The organism is Streptomyces deserti, assembly GCF_054782695.1.
Map to the genome: position 1 here is coordinate 1 of NZ_BAAGRZ010000008.1, position 17,770 is coordinate 17,770.

The window sequence follows — 17,770 nt, forward strand, 5'->3', positions numbered from 1 at the left end:
CGGCAGTAGCCGTAGTTCGCCCAGCCGGCCAGGTCGGAGCGCTTGACGGTCTCCCGGGAGCGGGCGCACTCCACAGGGGTGGAGTCCACGATCCACAGGTTGTCCAGCCACAGGTCGGTGTCCGCCGACAGCGATCGGATAGCCCGTTTGACCAGGGGTAGTGCGGCCCGCAGGCGTTTGTTGTAGGCCGGGCGCTGGGGCAGGTAGGGGAACAGTCCGTGAAGGTGGGCGTGGGCGAAGCGCAGCCAGCGGGCTTCGCAGTGGAAGCCCAGCATCGCCTGGGCCACGGCCAGGGTGACCAGTTCCGCATCGGTCAGCCGGGGCGGTCGGCCGCGCCAGCGCGGGGTCTTCAGATGGTCATCGACGTGCACGTACAGTGCGGTCAAGAGGGTGTCTAACTCGGTCGTCACAACCCGATGTTGGACACCCTCCCTGCGTCCGTGAAGCCCACAATCGGAACTACTCGTCTAGGGCCCTGCTGATGGATGTGCGTGGCGGATCCGATCAGCGGTCGTCCTCGGGGTGCCGCTCCCCCGTCGCGTACGGGTTCTCCTGGCCCTCGGGCAGGACGCCCACGAACGGCTCGCCCTCGTCGGCGAAGGTGTAGGCGCCGCCCTCGATCCGCTCGATCAGGCCGCTGGTCCACTCGGCCTCGGAGTCGGCCGTGTGGATCCACATGTTCATGATCTCGCCGATGTGGCCGAGCTGTTCGGGTCCGTCCTCGGGCACGTAGTGCGCGAGGACGGAGGACCGCCACTCCTCGATCCGCCGGGTCCGCTCCTTCAGCAGCGACACCGCCTCGGCCCTCGGCAGGTCGACGATGAAGCCGATCGCCGCCGTCTTCACGTCGCCCCGCTGGTCGTACGTGGTCAGCGCGTCGCGCAGCAGCGCGAAGTACTCCTCGGTGCCCTTCTCGGTGATCTCGTACTCCGTGCGCGGCGGACCGCCCACCGTGGACGGGGCGGTCTCGTGCGCGTGCAGCAGCCCCTGCTTGGCCATCTGCTTCAGGGCGTGGTAGATCGAACCTGGCTTGGCGTGGGACCACTCGTGCGCGCCCCAGTACTCCAGGTCGCCCCGCACCTGGTAGCCGTGGGCCCGCCCGTGCATGCGGACCGCGCCGAGCACGAGGAGACGGATCGCTGACATGCGCTCCAGCGTAGAACCCGGGAGGTCACCCCCAGGACGTGCCCTGCTCCATGGCCACCAGCTCGAAGGCCGTCCTGCCGTCCAGGGACTCGCGGACGATGTCGGCGTGGCCGGCGTGCCGGGCCGTCTCGCGGATCAGGTGCAGGACCAGCCAGCGCAGGGAGACGCGGCCCTCCGGCGGGAACCAGGGCTGGTCGGGCAGCGCGAAGGTGTCGTCGAGGCTGGGTACCGAGCGGATGAACGCCTCCGTTTCGGCGGCGACCTTGTCCCAGTACGCCAGCTGCGACTCGACGGTCTCCCCCTCGACGAGCCGGAAACACTCGTGCCAGTTCGACTCGTCCCGGCGAACGGCCGGCTCCTCGCCCTTGGCACGGGCGATCCAGCCCTGCTCGACCTCGGCGACGTGCTTGACCAGCCCGGCCAGGGTGAGCTCGCTGGCGCTGGGCCGGGAGCTCGCCTGCTCGTCCGTCAGGCCGAGCACCGCGCGCCGGATGCCGCCGCGCTGCTCGGCGAGGAAGGAGAGCAGCGCGCCGCGCTCGTCGCCGGGTGCTTCCGCGGGAACGTGAGTGACCATGACCGGCCGCCTTTCGTGGGAACCGGCTCCTCGTCCTGAGGAGCTCTGGCACCGACGAAGCTACGGGCCCTTGCGGTCAAGTTCTGTCCGCAAGGGCCCGGGGAGTTTCACGAAAGTCGGGAGGGCTAGAACGGGAAGCCGCTCCGGCCGTGCTGCACCGAGATCCACTTCAGCGTGGTGAAGGAGTCCAGCATCGTGTCGCCGTTCAGGCGGCCAATGCCCGAGTGCTTCTCGCCGCCGAAGGGGACGATCGGCTCGTCGTGCACGGTGCCGTCGTTCACGTGGAACATGCCGGTGTCGATCCGCTTGGCGAAGTGCACGCCGCGCTCGATGTTCCCGGTGTGGACGGCGCCGCTCAGGCCGTACGGGGTGTCGTTGACGATGCGTACGGCCTCCTCCTCGCCGTCGAACGGGATGAGGAAGGCGACCGGGCCGAAGACCTCCTGCCTCAACAGGGCCGAGTCGGCGGGGACGTCCGTCAGGACGGACGGCTCGACGAGGTTGTCGGTCCTGCCGCCGCGCACCAGGGCCGTCGCGCCCTCGGCGAGCGCCTGCTCGACCACGCCCGACACCGCGTCCGCCTGCGAGGAGTTGATGACCGGGCCGATGATGGTCTCCGGGTCGCGCGGGTCGCCGGTCTTGAGGGTCCTGACCTTGGCGACGAACTTCTCGGTGAACTCCGCGGCGATCGAACGGTCCACCAGAACGCGGTTGGCGGCCATGCAGACCTGGCCCTGATGGACGTAGCGGCTGAAGACGGCGGCGTCGACCGCGTAGTCGATGTCGGCGTCGTCGAGGACCACCAGGGCGCTGTTGCCGCCCAGTTCGAGCACCGAGCGCTTGAAGTGGGCGGCGCAGACGGTGGCGACGTGGCGGCCGACCTGGTCGGAGCCGGTGAAGGAGATGACCTTCGGGATGGGGTGCTCCAGGAAGGCGTCGCCTATCTCGGCTATGTCGGTGATGACGACGTTCAGCAGGCCGGCCGGAAGCCCCGCGTCCTCGAAGATCTTCCCGACCAGGGAGCCGCCGACGATCGGCGTGTTCTGGTGCGGCTTGAGGACGACGGCGTTGCCGAGCGCGAGCGCCGGGGCGACCGACTTGATCGACAGCAGGAAGGGGAAGTTGAAGGGGCTGATGACGCCCACGACACCGACCGGGACGCGGTAGACGCGGTTCTCCTTGCCGTCCACCGGCGAGGGGATGATCCGGCCCTCGGGGGCCAGCGACAGGTGGATCGCCTCGCGCAGGAACTCCTTGGCGAGGTGCAGCTCGAAGGCGGCCTTCAGGCGCGTGCCGCCGAGCTCGGCGATGATCGCCTCGGAGATCTCCGCCTCGCGGTCCTCGATCAGGTGCAGCGCCTTCTCGAAGACGGCGCGCCGGGCGTAGGGGTTGGTGCCGGCCCACTGCCGCTGGGCGCGGGCGGCGGCCTGGTAGGCCTGATCCACCTCGTCGACCGTGGCTATGGTGATCGACGCCAGCTTCTCGTTGTCGTACGGGTTGAAGTCGATGATGTCCCAGGAGCCGGTGCCCGGGCGCCACTCACCGTCGATGTACTGCTGAGCCAGGTCGGTGAAGTAGGACGACGACATGTGATCCCTCAATCCCTCGCTGCCGGAGCAGGTCGAGCCGTGGCGGTCCAAGCCGTGGCAGTCGACACAGGCACCTGATCAACTTCACGGTCTGATCACACGTCATCCTACTTGTGTTTCAAGAGAGTTGAAGGAGTCCTCGGAGAAGGTCCCGGCTCTCGGACGGGCCCGGACTGTCCTGCTGGAGCTCCTTCAGCGCCTTCTCGTACTGGGCGACGTCCTCGGCCTTGTCGAGATACAGGGCGCTGGTGAGCTGCTCCAGGTACACGACGTCCGACAGGTCGGACTCCGGGAAGCTGAGGATCGTGAACGCGCCGCTTTCGCCGGAGTGGCCGCCGAAGCTGAACGGCATGACCTGCAGCCGGACGTTGGGCCGCTCGGAGATCTCGATCAGGTGCTGGAGCTGGCCGCGCATCACCTCGCGGTCGCCGTACGGGCGGCGCAGGGCGGCCTCGTCGAGGATGACGTGGAACTCGGGCGCGTTCTCGGAGACCAGGTATTTCTGCCGCTCCAGGCGCAGCGCCACGCGCTTTTCGACGTCGGCCTCGCTCGCGCCCTTCATGCCGCGCCTGACGACCGCCCGGGCGTACTCCTCGGTCTGCAACAGGCCGTGCACGAACTGCACTTCGTACGCCCGGATCAGCGAGGCCGCGCCCTCCAGGCCGACGTACGTCGGGAACCAGCTGGGCAGCACGTCCGAGTAACTGTGCCACCAGCCCGCGACGTTGGCCTCCTTGGCGAGGGAGAGCAGGGAGGCGCGCTCCTGCTCGTCCGTGATGCCGTACAGCGTCAGCAGGTCCTCTACGTCCCTGGTTTTGAAGCTCACCCGGCCCAACTCCATCCGGCTGATCTTCGACTCCGAGGCGCGGATCGAGTACCCCGCCGCCTCGCGCGTGATCCCCCGCGCCTCACGCAGTCGCCTGAGTTGTGATCCGAGCAGCATGCGCCGCACCACCGATCCCGGCTCTCCCGCGCTCACGTTCGCCAGCCTCCCCAACGTCTCCAGGGGCCGAAGTCTGCCACTAAAACACTTCGAGCAGTACTCGTCCGGTTACGGAAACGGAATTCGGACAGCGGATCCGCCCTGCTGCGGGACGGGGCGGACAAGGAAGGGGGAAGAGAACGGCGAGAACAGCCCGCGAAGATGACGGAAAAATTGACCAAGAAGCGGTACGGGCAGGTCCATTTCGGTCACCTGCACGTGCATCTGCCCTTGCATCTGCTGTACGCATCCGAAACCATGGTCCCCGCACCACCGCATCGCTTCGGCCGCGAACTCCCGGGAGTGCCTCGCATGGGGACGAATGGATCGACCATGCTCGAGCCTTTACGGCAGGGCCTTCCGCCGCTGGATCCCGCGGCCGTGTCCGACGCCGCATCCTGCGCTCTGCCCTCTCGCTACGAAGCCGTGCGTGAGGCACGGCAGTTCACGCGCAGGACGCTCGACCAGTGGGACCTGGGCGACCGCTTCGACGACGTGTGCCTCGTGGTCTCCGAACTGGTCACCAACGCCCTGCGGCACGCGCTGCCGGCGGGCGCCGCGCGCGGGACGGAGCAGGAACCGCCCGTGCGGCTGCATCTGATGCGCTGGACCGAGCGGCTGGTGTGCGCGGTGCGCGATCCCAGTCATGACAGCCCGGTCGCCCGCGACTCGGACGACTTCTCGGCCGAGTCGGGCCGGGGGCTGTTCCTCGTCGACTCCTTCAGCGACAGCTGGGGCTGGCATCCGCTGGCGGGGGCGCTCAGCGGGAAGGTGGTCTGGGCGCTGTTCCGGCTGCCGCGCAACACGGAGTGAGGTACCGCGGCGCTTCTTCGCGCCGCGGTTCTACGCGCGTTACAGCGGGTGGGTCGCGTTGGTTCAAGGCAGCTTGTGCTGGTTTGCCCTGACGGGCATCAGCCCGCGATCAGGTGGTCGAACTCGCCGTCCTTGACGCCGAGCAGCATGGCCTCGATCTCCGCACGCGTGTAGACGAGCGCGGGGCCGTCGGGGAAGCGGGAGTTGCGCACGGCCACGTCTCCCCCGGGCAGGCGGGCGAACTCCACGCAGGAGCCCTGCGAGTTGCTGTGCCGGCTCTTCTGCCAGGCGACACCGTGCAGCTTCGTGGCCGCCATGCCGTTGTAGTACACGTCGTGGTCCACAGGTCGCTCCCCGGTGGTGCACTGGCTGGTGTGGCCATTGATGCAGATGCAGTGGTCAACTGACCCGGATCATAGCTGTGTTCATGTGCAGATGCATGGGCAGATGCACGTGCACGCGGGGTGGTCCTGTGGTTACAGCTTTGGTTGCAACTTTGACGTCCGCTTTACCGAGCCCTCCTGACTGTTGGACGGGGTTGTAGGCGAAGTCGTTCCAGGGGCGTCGGCGAAGTTGTGCCGGGCGGGCTGCGCGCAGGCGCCTGGCTGGTCTCCCCTGCTCGAGCGAAGCAGAGAGCGTTGAGAGCCTGGGGGAGGGTGGGCGCGGCCGCACCCGGCAGCACCGGGTTGCGCGACCCACCCCGCCTCAGCACCGGCGCCGGGCGGCTGGGCACCCGGCTCGGCGCAGCGGCCCGTGAAAAATTCTCAGCGGCTGGAGTACGGCAGGAGTGCCATCTCCCGGGCGTTCTTGATGGCCTTGGCCAGCTGGCGCTGCTGCTGGGACGTCACGCGGGTGACCCTGCGGCTGCGGATCTTGCCGCGGTCGGAGATGAACTTCCGCAGCAGATCGGTGTCCTTGTAGTCGATGTACGTGATCCCGGCCTGGTCCAGCGGGTTGGGGCGGTGCTTCGCAGGCTTGCGGTCGGTCTTGCGGGGCATGGGGGTCAGACCTCCAGGAGGGCGTCGAAGGCGTGTGGCAGCCGCTGCCAGGCGTCGCGCCCGGCGGCGTACTCGGCATCGGTCAGCAGGCAGGACTCGAGGAGTCGTTCGAGTCCGTCGCGATCCAGGCCGGGGGACGTGAAGACGAGGTGCTGGCAGCGGTCGCCGTGCTCGGGGTGCCAGTCCAGCGCGGCGGCCGCGCGGCGCACCGGCGGGACCATCTCCCAGGCCGCGTCGGGGAGCGAGGCGAGCCACGGGCCCGCGCTCTCCACGCACAGGGCTCCGCCCGCCGCGTCCCAGTGGAACAGCGTGTCGGGCTTGTCGGCGAGCCAGAACCGGCCCCGGCTGCGGGCGGCGGCGCAGGTCAGGTCCTCGAGGGCCTGGTAGAGCCGCTCCGGGTGGAAGGGGCGGTGCTGGCGCCAGACGAGGGTGGAGACACCGTGTGCGTCGGCCTCGGCGGGGAGCAGGGCGCAGGCCGGGTGCTGGGCCGCCGCGGCCGCCTCCACGTCGAAGCCGACGAGTGCGGCGCCCGCCAGGTCACCGTGGCCGATCAGGACCTGGCGGGCCGTCGGATGCAGCTGGGCGAGCAGCTCGCGGTCCTCGTCGTCGGCCTCCGGGGAGTCGGTGACGGCGAGGACGGGGGCGTACTCCAGCTGGCGCGCGAAGGTGTCGGCGACCGTGCGCTGGTCGGTGGGGGCCGCGGCGAGGCCGCCCTCGGCGAGGTCGTCACCGTTGCCGAGGCAGGGCAGGACGAGGGCCGGGTCGACGGCGGTGATCACGCCGGTGACCGTGTGCCCGCCGGCCGTGATGACCTCGGCCATCGCCTTGGGCTCGACCGAGTCCCACAGCTCGACGATCGCGAGTCCTGTGCCGCCCGCGTCCCGGATCCGGTCCAGTTCCGGCACCAGGTCCTCGCGCAGGGCGCAGCAGGCGCAGTCGTTGACGAGGGGTGCCTCGCCGGCGTCGATGACGCCGGTGGCGTCCCGGATGGTTCGTACGACCGTGCCCGCGGTGGCCGTCGCCAGGTCGTGGTGGAGGACGACGCTGTCCGGCACCTCGGCGAGCAGCCGCTCGACGGCCGCCTTGCGGGCGTCGGCGTGCAGGCCGCCGACGATCACGACGGGGAGCCCGGAGAACTCTGCCACGGTGCTAGCTCCGCTTTCCGTAGCGGCGCTCGAAGCGCTCCACGCGCCCCGCCGTGTCCAGGACACGAGCCGTGCCGGTGTAGAAGGGGTGGCTCACGTCGGAGATCTCGACGTCGACGACCGGGTAGGTGTTGCCGTCCTCCCACTCGATCGTCTTGTCCGTCGGCACGCCGGCGAGCGTCGAGCGGGTGAGGAAGGCGTAGTTCGCGGCGCGGTCGCGGAAGACGACGGGACCGTAGTCCGGGTGGATTCCCTTGCGCATGGCGGTGGTCAGCGCTCCTCTCGGAAGTCGACGTGGCGGGCGACGACCGGGTCGTACTTGCGCAGGGTCAGGCGGTCGGGGTCGTTGCGGCGGTTCTTGCGGGTGACGTACGTGTAGCCCGTTCCGGCGGTGGACCGGAGTTTGATGACCGGGCGGAGTTCGTTGCGTGCCATGCTGGTATCTTACTGAAAATGAATTCCATTTACATACCCGCTTCGAGAGAGGTGCATCACCTGTGTCCGCGCACTGCATGCTGACCGGGGCCCGGCCCGGATTCGGCAACACCATCTCCCACTCGCACCGGCGGACCTCCCGCCGCTTCGACCCCAACATCCAGAGCAAGCGGTACTGGCTGCCGAGCGAGGGGCGCTACGTGCGGCTGAAGCTGAGCGCCAAGGGGATCAAGACCGTCGACGCGATCGGCGTCGAGGCGGCCGTCGCCCGGATCCGCGCCCGGGGGGTGAAGGTCTGATGGCGAAGAAGAGCAAGATCGCGAAGAACGAGAAGCGTCAGGAGATCGTCGCGCGGTACGCCGCACGCCGGGCCGAGCTGAAGGAGATCATCCGGCGGCCCTCCTCGACGGAGGCCGAACGGCTCGCCGCGCAGGCCGAGTTGCGCAGGCAGCCGCGCGACGCGAGCGCCACGCGCGTGCGCAACCGGGACCAGGTGGACGGACGGCCGCGCGGCTACTTCCGGGCGTTCGGGCTGTCGCGGGTGAGTCTGCGGCAGCAGGCGCACGCGGGGTATCTGCCGGGCGTGCGCAAGTCGTCCTGGTAGGGGCGGACTGTCGACGGGGCCGCGGGCACGCGCGCGTGGTGGTCCGGTGGCTGATGAGCCTTCTGAGGTCTGCTGAGGTCTTCTGAGGTCTCCTGAGGCCTCCTGATAGCTTGCTGCGGTCCTTCCGGTCCGTCTGCCGCTCGGAGGCTTGCAGTGACTTCGGTGATCTCGTCGCGGGCCTCGCGTCCCTCGGGTCCCCCACGTACCTGGTGCGCGGCCGCAGCCGTCGTGGCGGGTGCGCTCGTACTGACCGCGTGCGGTGGCGACGGCGACACCGGGGACGACTCCGCGGCCAGTCCCAGCCCGTCCGCCACGGCGAGCTCCGGCCCCGGCGGCGGTACGGGCGGCGGCTCCGGAGCGTCCGCGTCCCCGTCCGGGGCGCTGGAGGGCAGCTGGCTCGCCACGACCGGCGGCAAGGCGGTGGCGCTGGTGATCACCGGCGAGCGGGCCGGGCTCTTCGCGACCGGAGGGACCGTGTGCAGCGGTACCGCGGGCGAGAAGGCCGGGATGCGGGTGATCCGCCTGAAGTGCACGGACGGCAGCAAGGACCGGGCGGCCTGCGTGGTCGACTCCGTGAACCGGACCACGCTCAAGGTGACCTGGGAGGGTGGCCTCGGCGCGGAGACGTACACCAAGGCCGAGGGCGGCAAGCTGCCGTCCGGGCTGCCGACGGCGAGTCTCGGGTCGTAGGGCTTCGTAGGGCTTCGTAGGTCAGTCTTCGTGGGCTTCGTGGGCCTTCGTAGGCCTTTGTCTTCGTGGGGTCACGGGCGGGGCGGGCGATCGCGCCGCGTCCTCATGCGTGATGATCCTTGAGCCGGGCCCGCCCGCCGGGAGCACCGGCCCCGCTCATCGACGTCACCCCCAGAGGAGCCCCATGCGCGCCCTTCCCCTCGCCGTCCCCGCCGCCCTCGCCGCGACCCTCCTGCTCGCCGCCTGCGACAACGGCGGCGAGGAGAACAAGAGCAAGGAACCGGCGGGCAGTTCGGCCTGCGCGATCGACGACATGGGCGTGCAGGTCGCGGCCGGTGCCGCCCCGGCCGCCGGGGACACCGGCAACGTCACCGTCACCCTCACCAACCGCGGCGCCCAGTGCCTGCTGAAGGGCTCCCCCGGCGTCGACCTCGTCGCCGGCGACACCTCGGCCACCGTCCCCGCGGACCCGGCCGCGAAGTCCCGGCGGCTGACCCTCGCCGAGAACGCCACCGCGTCCTTCACGATCACCTACGTCCGGGGCGCGGCGGGAGGCGAGCGGAGCCTGGCGGTGAAGACGGTGACGTTCGCCCTGCCCGACGCCACCGCCACACACGACTTCGCGTGGCCGTACGGCGATGTCGCGCTCAAGGGCGACGCGGGCCGGCCGGACGCCTCGGTGAGCGCCTTCCAGACCGCGGGGGACTGACGGTTACGTCAGTCGAGTGGCGGCCGTGCTCTGACCTCGGCGCGGTCCGCCGCCTGCGCGCCCTCGGTCCAGCCCGCCGCGTCGCGCACACCGCGCAGCCGGGTCGTCGTGGTCTCGGGGAACATGCGGTCCAGGCGGTCGGCGACGGCGACCTCGCGGGAGGCGAGGACCGGGAGCAGGTCGTCGCTCACCTGGGTGTCGGCGGCGGCCTGGAGGCGGGTGCCGATGCGGTGGGCGTAGGCCGCGAGGAAGGACTGCCGGAAGGCCTTGGTGCGCCTGCGGCCGCCCGCGCGCTGAGCGGCCTCCGCCTTCGTCATCGCCGCCTGGGCCTGGACCAGGAGCGACGTGTAGAGGAGTTCGACGGCTTCCAGGTCGGATGCGAAGCCGACGACCGTGGAGAAGGCGAGGGGTTCGTTCCACACCGCGCGGCAGTGGTTCGCGGTGGCGACCGCGTCCAGCAGCACCGCCTTGGCCTGCTCGTACGGCGGTTCGACACCGATCCGGCAGGCGCCGGGCGTCTGCGCCGACGGCGTCCGGGCGGCGAGCAGCGCCTCGTCGATGCTGTGCCGGGCCATCAGCTCCTGGGCCTTGGCGCTCAGCGCCTCCGCCTCCTCCGGGAACCCGGTCGCCTCCGCCTTGGCGAGCAGCGCGCGGATACGGGTGAGCATGCGGGACTCGGGCCGGGGGTTCGCGGAGGGTTCGTCGAATGGCTCGTCGAGGGGTTCGATCGCGGGCAGGCGCAGCAGCAGGCGGTACAGCTCCAGCACGGCAGTGGCGTGCGAGAAGCGGTCGGTGCGGGGCGGGGGTTCGGTGGTCAGCTCGTCGAGCTGGGCCTGCCAGCGGGGCCCCCGCCGCCCGTCGTACGCGGCCTGCGCGCGGATCAGCGCCGACACCACGCGCACGTGGACGTCGTCCAGCTCGCGCCGCACGATCCGTACGACGTCCGCCGGCTGCCAGCCGCGCCGCCAGGCCGTTGCCACGAACTCCTGGCCGCGCCGCGCCAGTTCGGCGTCGGCCGCGGGGTCGGACGCGAGCAGGGACGCGCCGGTGTCGAGGGACGTGTCGGTGGTGTCGTACAGGGCGGCCTGGAAGGCGCGGTCGACGGTGGAGGACGTACTCACGGGGCCGATGGTGTCACGCGCCACGCGCGCGTACGCGGTGCGGAACCTACGGCGATGGCGATGCAGTGCGGCGCAGGCCACCACGCGCGCGTACGCCGTGCGGAGCCCTACGGCGATGGCCATGCAGTGCGGCACAGGCCGCCACGCGCGCGTACGCCGTGCTGTGCCGCCGCTGCCGTCTCACTCTCCGGAATTCGGTCGTCGCCGCCCGGCATCGCTTCGAGCATGGCCGCATGGTGGACATGTCTCTGTACGCGGCGTTCCTTGTCGCCGCCTTCGCGCTCTGCATCACTCCCGGTCCCGACATGATGTTCATCGTGGCGATGGGCGGCCGGGGCGGGCCCACAGCCGGGGTGATGGCGGCCTTCGGGGTGGCCTGCGCCATGCTGGTGCACTCGGTCGCCGCCGCGCTCGGCCTGTCGGCGCTGTTCACGGCGCTGCCGACGCTGTACCACGCGCTGCGCTGGGCGGGGGCGGCCTATCTGCTCTACCTGGCGGTGAAGGCGTTCCGCGACCGGTCGGTGCCGGGCGGGGAGGGCACCGCCGCCGCAGGCCCCGGAATGCGGCGGGCCTTCTGGCAGGGCACGATCACGAACCTGCTCAACCCCAAGGTGATCCTCTTCAACGTGGCGTTTCTGCCCCAGTTCGTGGATCCGTCCCTGGGGCACGTCCAGGGCCAGCTTCTGCTGCTCGGCGTCACCCTGGTGGTGATGGGCTTCCTGTGGGACGGCGCCATCGGCCTGCTCGAGGGGCGTCTGGCCCTCCTCCTCAGGCGCAGTGCGCGGGTGCACCGGTGGCTGAACATCGTTTCCGGGACGGTGTTCACGGGGCTGGCGGTGCGACTGGTGGTGGCCTCCCCGAAGTAGCCCGAGCAACTGTCAACTCTTGGTTGACACTCGCGGGGGCGCAACCTACGGTTGACACATGACGAACTCGACCATCAAGTCATCCGTGCGACTCGACGACCTCATCGAGGCGATCAAGAAGGCCCACGCCGAGCCCCTCGAACAGCTCCAGGACGCGGTGATCGCGGCCGAGCACCTGGACGAGGTGGCCGACCACTTGATCGGTCACTTCGTGGACCAGGCCCGGCGTTCCGGCGCGTCCTGGACGGACATCGGCAAGCGGATGGGCGTCACCCGGCAGGCGGCGCAGAAGCGCTTCGTGCCCAAGGAGGGCACCGACCTCGACGCGAGCCAGGGCTTCAGCCGCTACACGCCGCGGGCCCGCAACGCGGTGATGGCCGCGCACAACGAGGCCAAGAGCGCCCGCAGCGCCGAGGGCCTGCCCGAGCACCTGGTCCTCGGCCTGCTGGCCGAGCGGGAGGGCCTCGCCGCGAAGGCGATCGCCGCGCAGGGCGTCACCCTCGACGCGGTCCGCGAGGCGGCGACCGCCGCGCTGCCGCCGGCCGCCGACGAGGTCCCCGAGCTGGTGCCGTACGGCCCGGCCGCCAAGAAGGTCCTGGAACTCACCTTCCGCGAGGCACTGCGCCTCGGCCACAACTACATCGGCACCGAGCACCTCCTGCTCGCCCTGCTGGAGCACGAGAACGGCACGGGCGTCCTCAGCGGCCTCGGCATCGACAAGGCGAGGACGGAGGAGTACGTGACCGAGGTGCTGGCCCAGTTCCTGAAGGAGAAGGAGCGGGAGGAGAAGCAGCAGGACTGACGGGCCGGGGCGGAGCGGGGGGCGTTGTCAGACCCCCCTGTCACACTCGCAGCATGACCGACCGGTGGGCGCTCGCTCCGGCCGAGGACGGTGGCGTGGACGTCGCCCCCCTCGGTCCGGACGGGCTGCCCGCCGGGCCGGTGCGGCGGGAGGCGGATCTCGCCGAGGCCGTGCGGAGCCGGCCGGACGTCAAGCGGTGGGTGTGGCGGTCCACCGCCGAGGTCTATCCGCGTCTGCTCGCCACGGGGGTGCGGGTGGAGCGGTGCTACGACATCGAGGACGCCGAGACGCTCCTGCTCGGCCACGAGGGCCGGTACGGGGAACCCCGCTCGGCCGCGGCCGCCCTGGCCCGGCTGCGCGGCGGCCCAGTACCGCCCGATCCGCCGCAGCGGTCCGCCGAGCCGGGGTCCCAGTCCCCGCTCTTCGAGCCGCAGGGCGTCCGTCTGCCGCTGGCGGACCTCCTCGCGGTCTACGCCGAGCAGCAGCGGCGGCACGAGCGCGCCGAACACCCGGACCGCATGCGCCTGCTGACGGCCGCCGAGTCGGCGGGCATGCTGGTGGCCGCCGAGATGAACGCGGCCGGGCTGCCGTGGCGCGCGGACGTGCACCGCGCGGTGCTGCACGACCTGCTCGGCGAGCGGTACGCGGGCGGCGGCGAGCCACGCCGCCTGGCCGAGCTCGCCGACGAGGTGTCGGCCGCGTTCGGGCGCCGGGTGCGGCCCGATCTGCCCGCCGACGTCATCAAGGCCTTCGCCAAGGCCGGGATCAAGGTGAAGTCCACGCGCAGGTGGGAGATCGAGTCCGTCGACCATCCGGCGGTGAAACCGCTGATCGAGTACAAGAAGCTGTACCGGATCTGGGTGGCCCACGGCTGGTCCTGGCTGCAGGACTGGGTGCGGGACGGGCGGTTCCGGCCCGAGTTCCTCGCCGGCGGGACCGTCACCGGGCGCTGGGTGACCAACGGCGGGGGCGGGCTTCAGATCCCCAAGGTGATCCGGCGGGCCGTGGTCGCCGACCCCGGGTGGCGGCTCGTCGTCGCCGACGCCGACCAGATGGAGCCGCGCGTACTGGCGGCGATCTCGCGCGACCCCGGGCTGATGGAGGTGGCGGGCCGGGAGACCGACCTGTACCAGTCGGTGTCCGACCGGGCCTTCTCCGGCGACCGCGCCCAGGCCAAACTCGCCGTGCTCGGCGCGGTCTACGGCCAGACCTCCGGCGACGGCCTGAAGAACCTCGCGGCGCTCAGACGCCGCTTCCCCCGGGCGGTGGCGTACGTCGACGAGGCGGCCCGGGCCGGTGAGGAGGGACGGCTCGTACGGACCTGGCTGGGCCGCACCTGCCCGCCCGCGGCCCGTGCGACGGACGACGCCACGGAGGAGGCGGGCATCCCGGTCACGGCGGCGGACGACGAGCCCGACGACCGCCAGTGGGTCCCCGGCTACGCCTCCACCAACGCCCGCGCCCGCGGCCGCTTCGCCCGCAACTTCGTCGTCCAGGGCAGCGCCGCCGACTGGGCCCTGCTGCTGCTCGCCGCACTGCGGCGGACCTGCGCGGACATGGCGGCCGAACTGGTCTTCTTCCAGCACGACGAGGTGATCGTGCACTGCCCCGAGGAGGAGGCCGAGGCGGTGGTGACCGCGATCCGGGAGGCGGCGGACGTGGCCGGACGGCTGACCTTCGGGGACACGCCGGTGCGGTTTCCGTTCACCGCGGCGGTGGTGGAGTGCTATGCCGACGCCAAGTGATCACCGGATGCCCGGACCGGTGTCCGTGCCGGTCAGCAGGTCCCTCAGTTCCGCCACCACCGTCTGATCATCCGTGCCGTCCAGCGCCGTGAGAGCCTGCCGCCACTCCTCGTACGCCTCCCGCACACGTCCTCTCTCCCGCAGCAGGAGCCCGTGCTGGTGGCGGGCGAGGCCGCCCGTGTAGCGGTCGGTGCGGGCGTCGGCGCGGCGCAGCAGCTCCGCGCACTCGCGCGTGGCGCGTTCGGTGCGGCCCAGCAGGCGCAGGGCGCGGACCAGGCCGAGCCGGGTCTGGGACTCGCCGTGCCAGTCGCCGTGCCCGCCGAGGATGCGCAGGCTCTCCTCGAAGTGCGGCAGGGCGGCGGCCGGTTCGCCGAGGCGGAGGTGGGCGTAGCCGATGTTGCAGTGCGCGGAGTGCTGCACGAGGACGGCGCCGATCTCGACGCCGATGGCGAGCGAACGCCGGTGCTGCTCGATGGCGGCCCGCGGGTCCGTGTGCTCGTACAGGTTGCCGAGGTGGCTGTGGGTTACGGCCTCGCCGTAGGGGTCGTTCAACTGCCGCGAGTACGCCAGGCTCTGCCGCAACGCGTCCCCGGACTCGGCGTGCCGGCCGAGGCCTTCCAGCAGCAGGCCCCGGTTGTTCAGGCAGCGGCGGATCCAGGAGAGGTGGTCCAGCCGCCGCCAGATCGCCAGGGCCTGGTCGTTGAGGGCGAGGGCATCGCTCTGGCGACCGGTCAGGAAGTGCAGCCCGGCCAGATCACCCAGCGCGTACGCCTCCGCCGCGGCGTCACCGAGCCGCCGCGCCACCCGGAGGGCGGCCCGCCCGAGCACCTCCATCTCGGCGACACGACCGCTGCGGTGGAGGTAGGGGAAGAGGAGGCGGACGAGAGTGGAGACGTAGGCCTCGCTGCCGTCGGCCGCGCCGTTTCGGAGGGGATCGCCAACGTACCGCCGCACCAGCGCCACGACATTGTCCAGCTCCATGTCGCCCCAGGCGAAGGCGTCCTCGGAGCCTGCGAAGGGCGGGACGGTGGCCACGTGGGCCGTGTGGTCGGGGGGCTGGCAGGCGGTCGGGCGGCGGCGGTCGTCCTGGTCGAGGCCGGGTGCGACGATCGCGGTGAGGGTGTGCTCGGCGACGGCGGCGTACCAGCGCAGGGCGGTCTCGGCGGTGTCCGTGGCCTGGTCGTCGGCCCCCGCCAGTTCGCGGGCGAAGTCGCGGACCAGGTCGTGGGGGGCGTAGCGGCCGTACGCGGTCTCCTCCAGGAGGGCCACGTCGACGAGGCGGTCGAGCGCGGCCTCGGCGCGGCGTACATCGGTGCCGGCGAGGCGGGCCAGCAGGGGTGCGCCGTACGTCGGCAGGTCGAGCGCGCCGATGCGGCGCAGGACGAGGGCCGCGTCCCGGTCGGCCGCACGGTCGGAGGCGGCGAGCGCGTCGTGGGCGACGGCGAGGGAACGGCGGACGCTCAGGTCGTCGTACTCCAGGTGCTGCAACCGCCCTTCGGTGGCGGCCAGTTGACCGGCCAGGACATCCGGAGTGAGCGCCCGGCGCGCGGCGAGCCGGGCGGCGACGACACGCAGGGCGAGCGGGAGACGGCCGGTGAGTTCGACGAGGGGGTGGGCGGCGTCGAGGCCTGCGAGGCCGTCGAGGTCGCCGCGTCCGGAGGCCGCGCGCAGCAGCGCGGCGCTCTCCTCGTCGGTGAGCGGGACGAGCGGGAAGCGGGCCGCCCCGTCGAGGGCGGTGAGCGGCGAACGGCTGGTCACGATCACCGCGCAGCCGGAGCCGCCCGGCAGCAGCGGCCGTACCTGCGCGGCGTTCGCGGCGTCGTCCAGGACCAGGAGCGTGCGCGTGGGGGCGAGCAGCGAGCGCAGCAACGCGCCTGCCGCGTCCGGGTGTTCGGGGATACGGCATGGCTCGACGCCGAGGTCGCGCAGCAGGGCCGTGAGGGCCTGGCCGGACGTGAGGGGGGCCATGCCGGGGGTGGCGCCATGCAGGTTGATGTAGAGCTGGCCGTCAGGGAAACGTTCCGCCAACCCGTGCGCGACATGCAGCGCCAGCGCGCTCTTGCCGACGCCGGCCATGCCGCTGATGACGGCGATCGCGAGGGGCGGGGGGTTCGGGGCGTCCGCCCCGGGGGTGAGGGTGCGGTGCAGGGCGGCGGCGTCAGTGGTGCGGCCGGTGAAGTGGGCCGGTGGCGGGGGTAGTTGGGCGGGGTGGGGTGGGCGCCGGACGGCGCGGGATGCCTCGCCCGGGGCTTCGGGACGGGTGGGCGGAGCCCCGTCGTGCAGGACACCGTCCTGCGGGGCGGCCGCGCCCGCAGGAGCGCCGTGTACAAGCTCACCACCCTCCGACTCACCACCCTCCGGCCTCCCGTCCGCGACTCCCCGCAGTACCTCCACATGGGCTTCCCGCACCCCCGGGCCGGGTTCGATCCCGAGGTCCTCGACGAGGCGGGTGCGCAGGTCGTGGTGGACGGCCAGGGCCTCGGCCCGGCGGCCGGTGCGGTGCAGGGCGAGCATGAGCTGGCGGTGGTAGGCCTCGCGCAGGGGATGCTCGGCGGCCAGCGCCGCCAGCTCCGGTACGAGTGCGCCGAGTCGCCCGCCGCCGAGAGCCAGCTCGGCGTCGTACCGCCACTCCAGGAGCAGCAGCCGCGCCTCCCGCAGACGCTGCCCGAAGGCGTACCCGCCCACCTCGGGCGGCAGCCCGGCGAGCGGCGCGCCTCGCCACAGCGCGAGCGCGGCGGTGCACTCACGCACCACCCGTGGCCAGTCACGCCCGGCGTGCGCGGCGCGCGCCGCGGCGACGTGGGCGTCGAAGACCTGGACGTCCAGCTCGCCGTCGGCGACGCGCAGCAGATACCCGGAGGGCATCGTCCGCAGCCGTCCGGGGTCGTCGAGCAGCCGGCGCAGCCGGGTCACGTGGTTGTGCAGCGAGGCTCGCGCGGAGGCGGGCGGGGCACCGCCCCACAGCGCGTGCTGGAGCGACTCGACGGAGACGGTCCGGCCGGCGTCGAGCAGCAGCGCGGCCAGCAGGGTGCACACCTTGACGCTGCGGACGCTGCGGACCTCACGGTCGCCGTACGCGCCACGCCGTCGGTCGCCCGAGCCGGCCCGGACGTCGTACAGCACCGGCGGCCCCAGCAGTCCGAACCGCAGCACGCACCCCTCCCCCGGGCTCTCGGCCGCTCCCCAAAACCGCTTCTGACGGAACTCCGCCCTCCGCACGGCGGTTTTCCGCCACCTTCGTCACGACGGTCTCCGCCGGACACCGCTGCCGTTCCGGCTGTCGCCGTCATGCTCCGGCGACTTCACGCCAACCGGCCTACGACGAAACGGAGAACCGTTGGCCACATGTTAGCGGTGTGTTGGCGCAACCTGATGTGATCACTACATCGGAGTCGGCCCGGGGGCGCGCGCGTTGGACGCGCAACTCGGGGGAGTGTCGCCGCCGCGGCCGGGTCCGGACGCGAGAGGGTCCCGGTCGGCGGAGGTGAACGACCGGGGCCCTGTCCACTTTCCGCCGCGTCAACCGGGGCCCTGTTTACTTCACACGGCGT

The 17,770-nt window shown here is 71.8% G+C and carries 20 protein-coding genes; 8 read left to right on the plus strand and 12 right to left on the minus strand.

Going from position 1 to position 17,770, the window contains the following annotated elements:
- From ACYVMZ_RS16175 to ACYVMZ_RS16195, 5 genes are all read right to left on the minus strand, one after another.
- Positions 1–410, minus strand: a 410-nt coding sequence (locus ACYVMZ_RS16175) for a transposase family protein (protein ID WP_461080062.1), incomplete at its 3' end; no start/stop codon positions are given.
- Between the two features lie 94 nt (positions 411–504).
- A complete protein-coding gene (locus tag ACYVMZ_RS16180) occupies positions 505–1,146 on the minus strand; it encodes a PadR family transcriptional regulator (protein WP_461080064.1) in 642 nt (213 codons plus the stop codon).
- A gap of 25 nt (positions 1,147–1,171) precedes the next feature.
- A complete protein-coding gene (locus ACYVMZ_RS16185) occupies positions 1,172–1,720 on the minus strand; it encodes a DinB family protein (protein WP_461080066.1) in 549 nt (182 codons plus the stop codon).
- A gap of 125 nt (positions 1,721–1,845) precedes the next feature.
- Positions 1,846–3,309: an aldehyde dehydrogenase family protein gene (locus ACYVMZ_RS16190; RefSeq protein ID WP_461080068.1), complete on the minus strand. Its 1,464-nt coding sequence runs from the start codon at positions 3,307–3,309 to the stop codon at positions 1,846–1,848.
- 118 nt (positions 3,310–3,427) lie between these two features.
- A complete protein-coding gene (locus tag ACYVMZ_RS16195; protein WP_461080548.1) occupies positions 3,428–4,252 on the minus strand; it encodes a helix-turn-helix domain-containing protein in 825 nt (274 codons plus the stop codon).
- A 351-nt stretch (positions 4,253–4,603) separates the two neighbouring features.
- Here ACYVMZ_RS16195 and ACYVMZ_RS16200 point away from each other — a divergent pair, with 351 nt between their 5' ends.
- Positions 4,604–5,104, plus strand: coding sequence for an ATP-binding protein (locus tag ACYVMZ_RS16200; RefSeq protein ID WP_461080550.1), 501 nt, complete (start codon positions 4,604–4,606; stop codon positions 5,102–5,104).
- Positions 5,105–5,202: 98 nt separating this feature from the next.
- On the opposite strand, the gene ACYVMZ_RS16205 is transcribed toward ACYVMZ_RS16200, so the two are convergent.
- The 5 genes from ACYVMZ_RS16205 to rpmG all read right to left on the minus strand — a co-directional run bounded on the left by ACYVMZ_RS16205 (position 5,203) and on the right by rpmG (position 7,682).
- A complete protein-coding gene (locus ACYVMZ_RS16205) occupies positions 5,203–5,448 on the minus strand; it encodes a DUF397 domain-containing protein (protein ID WP_461080070.1) in 246 nt (81 codons plus the stop codon).
- Positions 5,449–5,868: 420 nt separating this feature from the next.
- Positions 5,869–6,102: a 30S ribosomal protein S18 gene (gene rpsR / locus ACYVMZ_RS16210; RefSeq protein ID WP_461080072.1), complete on the minus strand. Its 234-nt coding sequence runs from the start codon at positions 6,100–6,102 to the stop codon at positions 5,869–5,871.
- A gap of 5 nt (positions 6,103–6,107) precedes the next feature.
- Positions 6,108–7,247, minus strand: a complete 1,140-nt coding sequence (locus ACYVMZ_RS16215) for a CobW family GTP-binding protein (RefSeq protein WP_461080074.1) — start codon at positions 7,245–7,247, stop codon at positions 6,108–6,110.
- 4 nt (positions 7,248–7,251) lie between these two features.
- Positions 7,252–7,509, minus strand: a complete 258-nt coding sequence (locus ACYVMZ_RS16220) for a type B 50S ribosomal protein L31 (RefSeq protein WP_461080076.1) — start codon at positions 7,507–7,509, stop codon at positions 7,252–7,254.
- 8 nt (positions 7,510–7,517) lie between these two features.
- Complete coding sequence (gene rpmG / locus ACYVMZ_RS16225; RefSeq protein ID WP_043685264.1) at positions 7,518–7,682, minus strand: 50S ribosomal protein L33; 165 nt, start codon at positions 7,680–7,682, stop codon at positions 7,518–7,520.
- A 62-nt stretch (positions 7,683–7,744) separates the two neighbouring features.
- On the opposite strand from rpmG, the gene rpmB reads away from it, so the two are divergent.
- The 4 genes from rpmB to ACYVMZ_RS16245 all read left to right on the plus strand — a co-directional run bounded on the left by rpmB (position 7,745) and on the right by ACYVMZ_RS16245 (position 9,685).
- Positions 7,745–7,981 (plus strand): 50S ribosomal protein L28, encoded by a 237-nt coding sequence (rpmB, locus tag ACYVMZ_RS16230; RefSeq protein ID WP_461080079.1) that lies wholly within the window; start codon positions 7,745–7,747, stop codon positions 7,979–7,981.
- Entirely contained in the window at positions 7,981–8,286 is a 306-nt protein-coding gene (gene rpsN, locus ACYVMZ_RS16235; RefSeq protein ID WP_461080081.1) for a 30S ribosomal protein S14, read from the plus strand. The genes rpmB and rpsN overlap by 1 nt, the downstream gene beginning before the upstream one ends.
- 153 nt (positions 8,287–8,439) lie before the next feature.
- Complete coding sequence (locus ACYVMZ_RS16240; RefSeq protein WP_461080083.1) at positions 8,440–8,976, plus strand: hypothetical protein; 537 nt, start codon at positions 8,440–8,442, stop codon at positions 8,974–8,976.
- 184 nt (positions 8,977–9,160) lie between these two features.
- A complete protein-coding gene (locus ACYVMZ_RS16245) occupies positions 9,161–9,685 on the plus strand; it encodes a DUF4232 domain-containing protein (RefSeq protein WP_461080085.1) in 525 nt (174 codons plus the stop codon).
- 8 nt (positions 9,686–9,693) lie between these two features.
- Here the strand turns inward: ACYVMZ_RS16245 and ACYVMZ_RS16250 are convergent, their stop codons facing one another.
- Positions 9,694–10,806 carry a DUF2786 domain-containing protein gene (locus ACYVMZ_RS16250; protein WP_461080087.1) on the minus strand — a complete coding sequence of 371 codons (1,113 nt, stop codon included), beginning with the start codon at positions 10,804–10,806 and terminating at the stop codon, positions 9,694–9,696.
- A 233-nt stretch (positions 10,807–11,039) separates the two neighbouring features.
- Here ACYVMZ_RS16250 and ACYVMZ_RS16255 point away from each other — a divergent pair, with 233 nt between their 5' ends.
- From ACYVMZ_RS16255 to ACYVMZ_RS16265, 3 genes are read left to right on the plus strand one after another with little or no spacing between them, the layout of a single operon-like run.
- Positions 11,040–11,672, plus strand: a complete 633-nt coding sequence (locus ACYVMZ_RS16255; RefSeq protein WP_461080089.1) for a LysE family translocator — start codon at positions 11,040–11,042, stop codon at positions 11,670–11,672.
- Between the two features lie 58 nt (positions 11,673–11,730).
- Complete coding sequence (locus tag ACYVMZ_RS16260; RefSeq protein WP_461080091.1) at positions 11,731–12,474, plus strand: Clp protease N-terminal domain-containing protein; 744 nt, start codon at positions 11,731–11,733, stop codon at positions 12,472–12,474.
- Between the two features lie 53 nt (positions 12,475–12,527).
- Positions 12,528–14,219, plus strand: coding sequence for a bifunctional 3'-5' exonuclease/DNA polymerase (locus ACYVMZ_RS16265; RefSeq protein ID WP_461080093.1), 1,692 nt, complete (start codon positions 12,528–12,530; stop codon positions 14,217–14,219).
- Here the strand turns inward: ACYVMZ_RS16265 and ACYVMZ_RS16270 are convergent, their stop codons facing one another.
- On the minus strand, positions 14,220–17,372 hold the full coding sequence (locus tag ACYVMZ_RS16270; RefSeq protein WP_461080095.1) for an AfsR/SARP family transcriptional regulator: 3,153 nt from the start codon (positions 17,370–17,372) through the stop codon (positions 14,220–14,222).
- Positions 17,373–17,770 lie beyond the last annotated feature (398 nt).

Bases quoted from the DNA above. Each gene is read 5' to 3' on its own strand.
- ACYVMZ_RS16180 (WP_461080064.1), bottom strand. From the start codon at position 1,146: ATGTCAGCGATCCGTCTCCTCGTGCTCGGCGCGGTCCGCATGCACGGG.
- ACYVMZ_RS16185 (WP_461080066.1), bottom strand. From the start codon at position 1,720: ATGGTCACTCACGTTCCCGCGGAAGCACCCGGCGACGAGCGCGGCGCG.
- ACYVMZ_RS16190 (WP_461080068.1), bottom strand. From the start codon at position 3,309: ATGTCGTCGTCCTACTTCACCGACCTGGCTCAGCAGTACATCGACGGT.
- ACYVMZ_RS16195 (WP_461080548.1), bottom strand. From the start codon at position 4,252: ATGCTGCTCGGATCACAACTCAGGCGACTGCGTGAGGCGCGGGGGATC.
- ACYVMZ_RS16200 (WP_461080550.1), top strand. From the start codon at position 4,604: ATGGGGACGAATGGATCGACCATGCTCGAGCCTTTACGGCAGGGCCTT.
- rpsR (WP_461080072.1), bottom strand. From the start codon at position 6,102: ATGCCCCGCAAGACCGACCGCAAGCCTGCGAAGCACCGCCCCAACCCG.
- ACYVMZ_RS16220 (WP_461080076.1), bottom strand. From the start codon at position 7,509: ATGCGCAAGGGAATCCACCCGGACTACGGTCCCGTCGTCTTCCGCGAC.
- rpmG (WP_043685264.1), bottom strand. From the start codon at position 7,682: ATGGCACGCAACGAACTCCGCCCGGTCATCAAACTCCGGTCCACCGCC.
- rpsN (WP_461080081.1), top strand. From the start codon at position 7,981: ATGGCGAAGAAGAGCAAGATCGCGAAGAACGAGAAGCGTCAGGAGATC.
- ACYVMZ_RS16245 (WP_461080085.1), top strand. From the start codon at position 9,161: ATGCGCGCCCTTCCCCTCGCCGTCCCCGCCGCCCTCGCCGCGACCCTC.
- ACYVMZ_RS16255 (WP_461080089.1), top strand. From the start codon at position 11,040: ATGGTGGACATGTCTCTGTACGCGGCGTTCCTTGTCGCCGCCTTCGCG.
- ACYVMZ_RS16260 (WP_461080091.1), top strand. From the start codon at position 11,731: ATGACGAACTCGACCATCAAGTCATCCGTGCGACTCGACGACCTCATC.
- ACYVMZ_RS16265 (WP_461080093.1), top strand. From the start codon at position 12,528: ATGACCGACCGGTGGGCGCTCGCTCCGGCCGAGGACGGTGGCGTGGAC.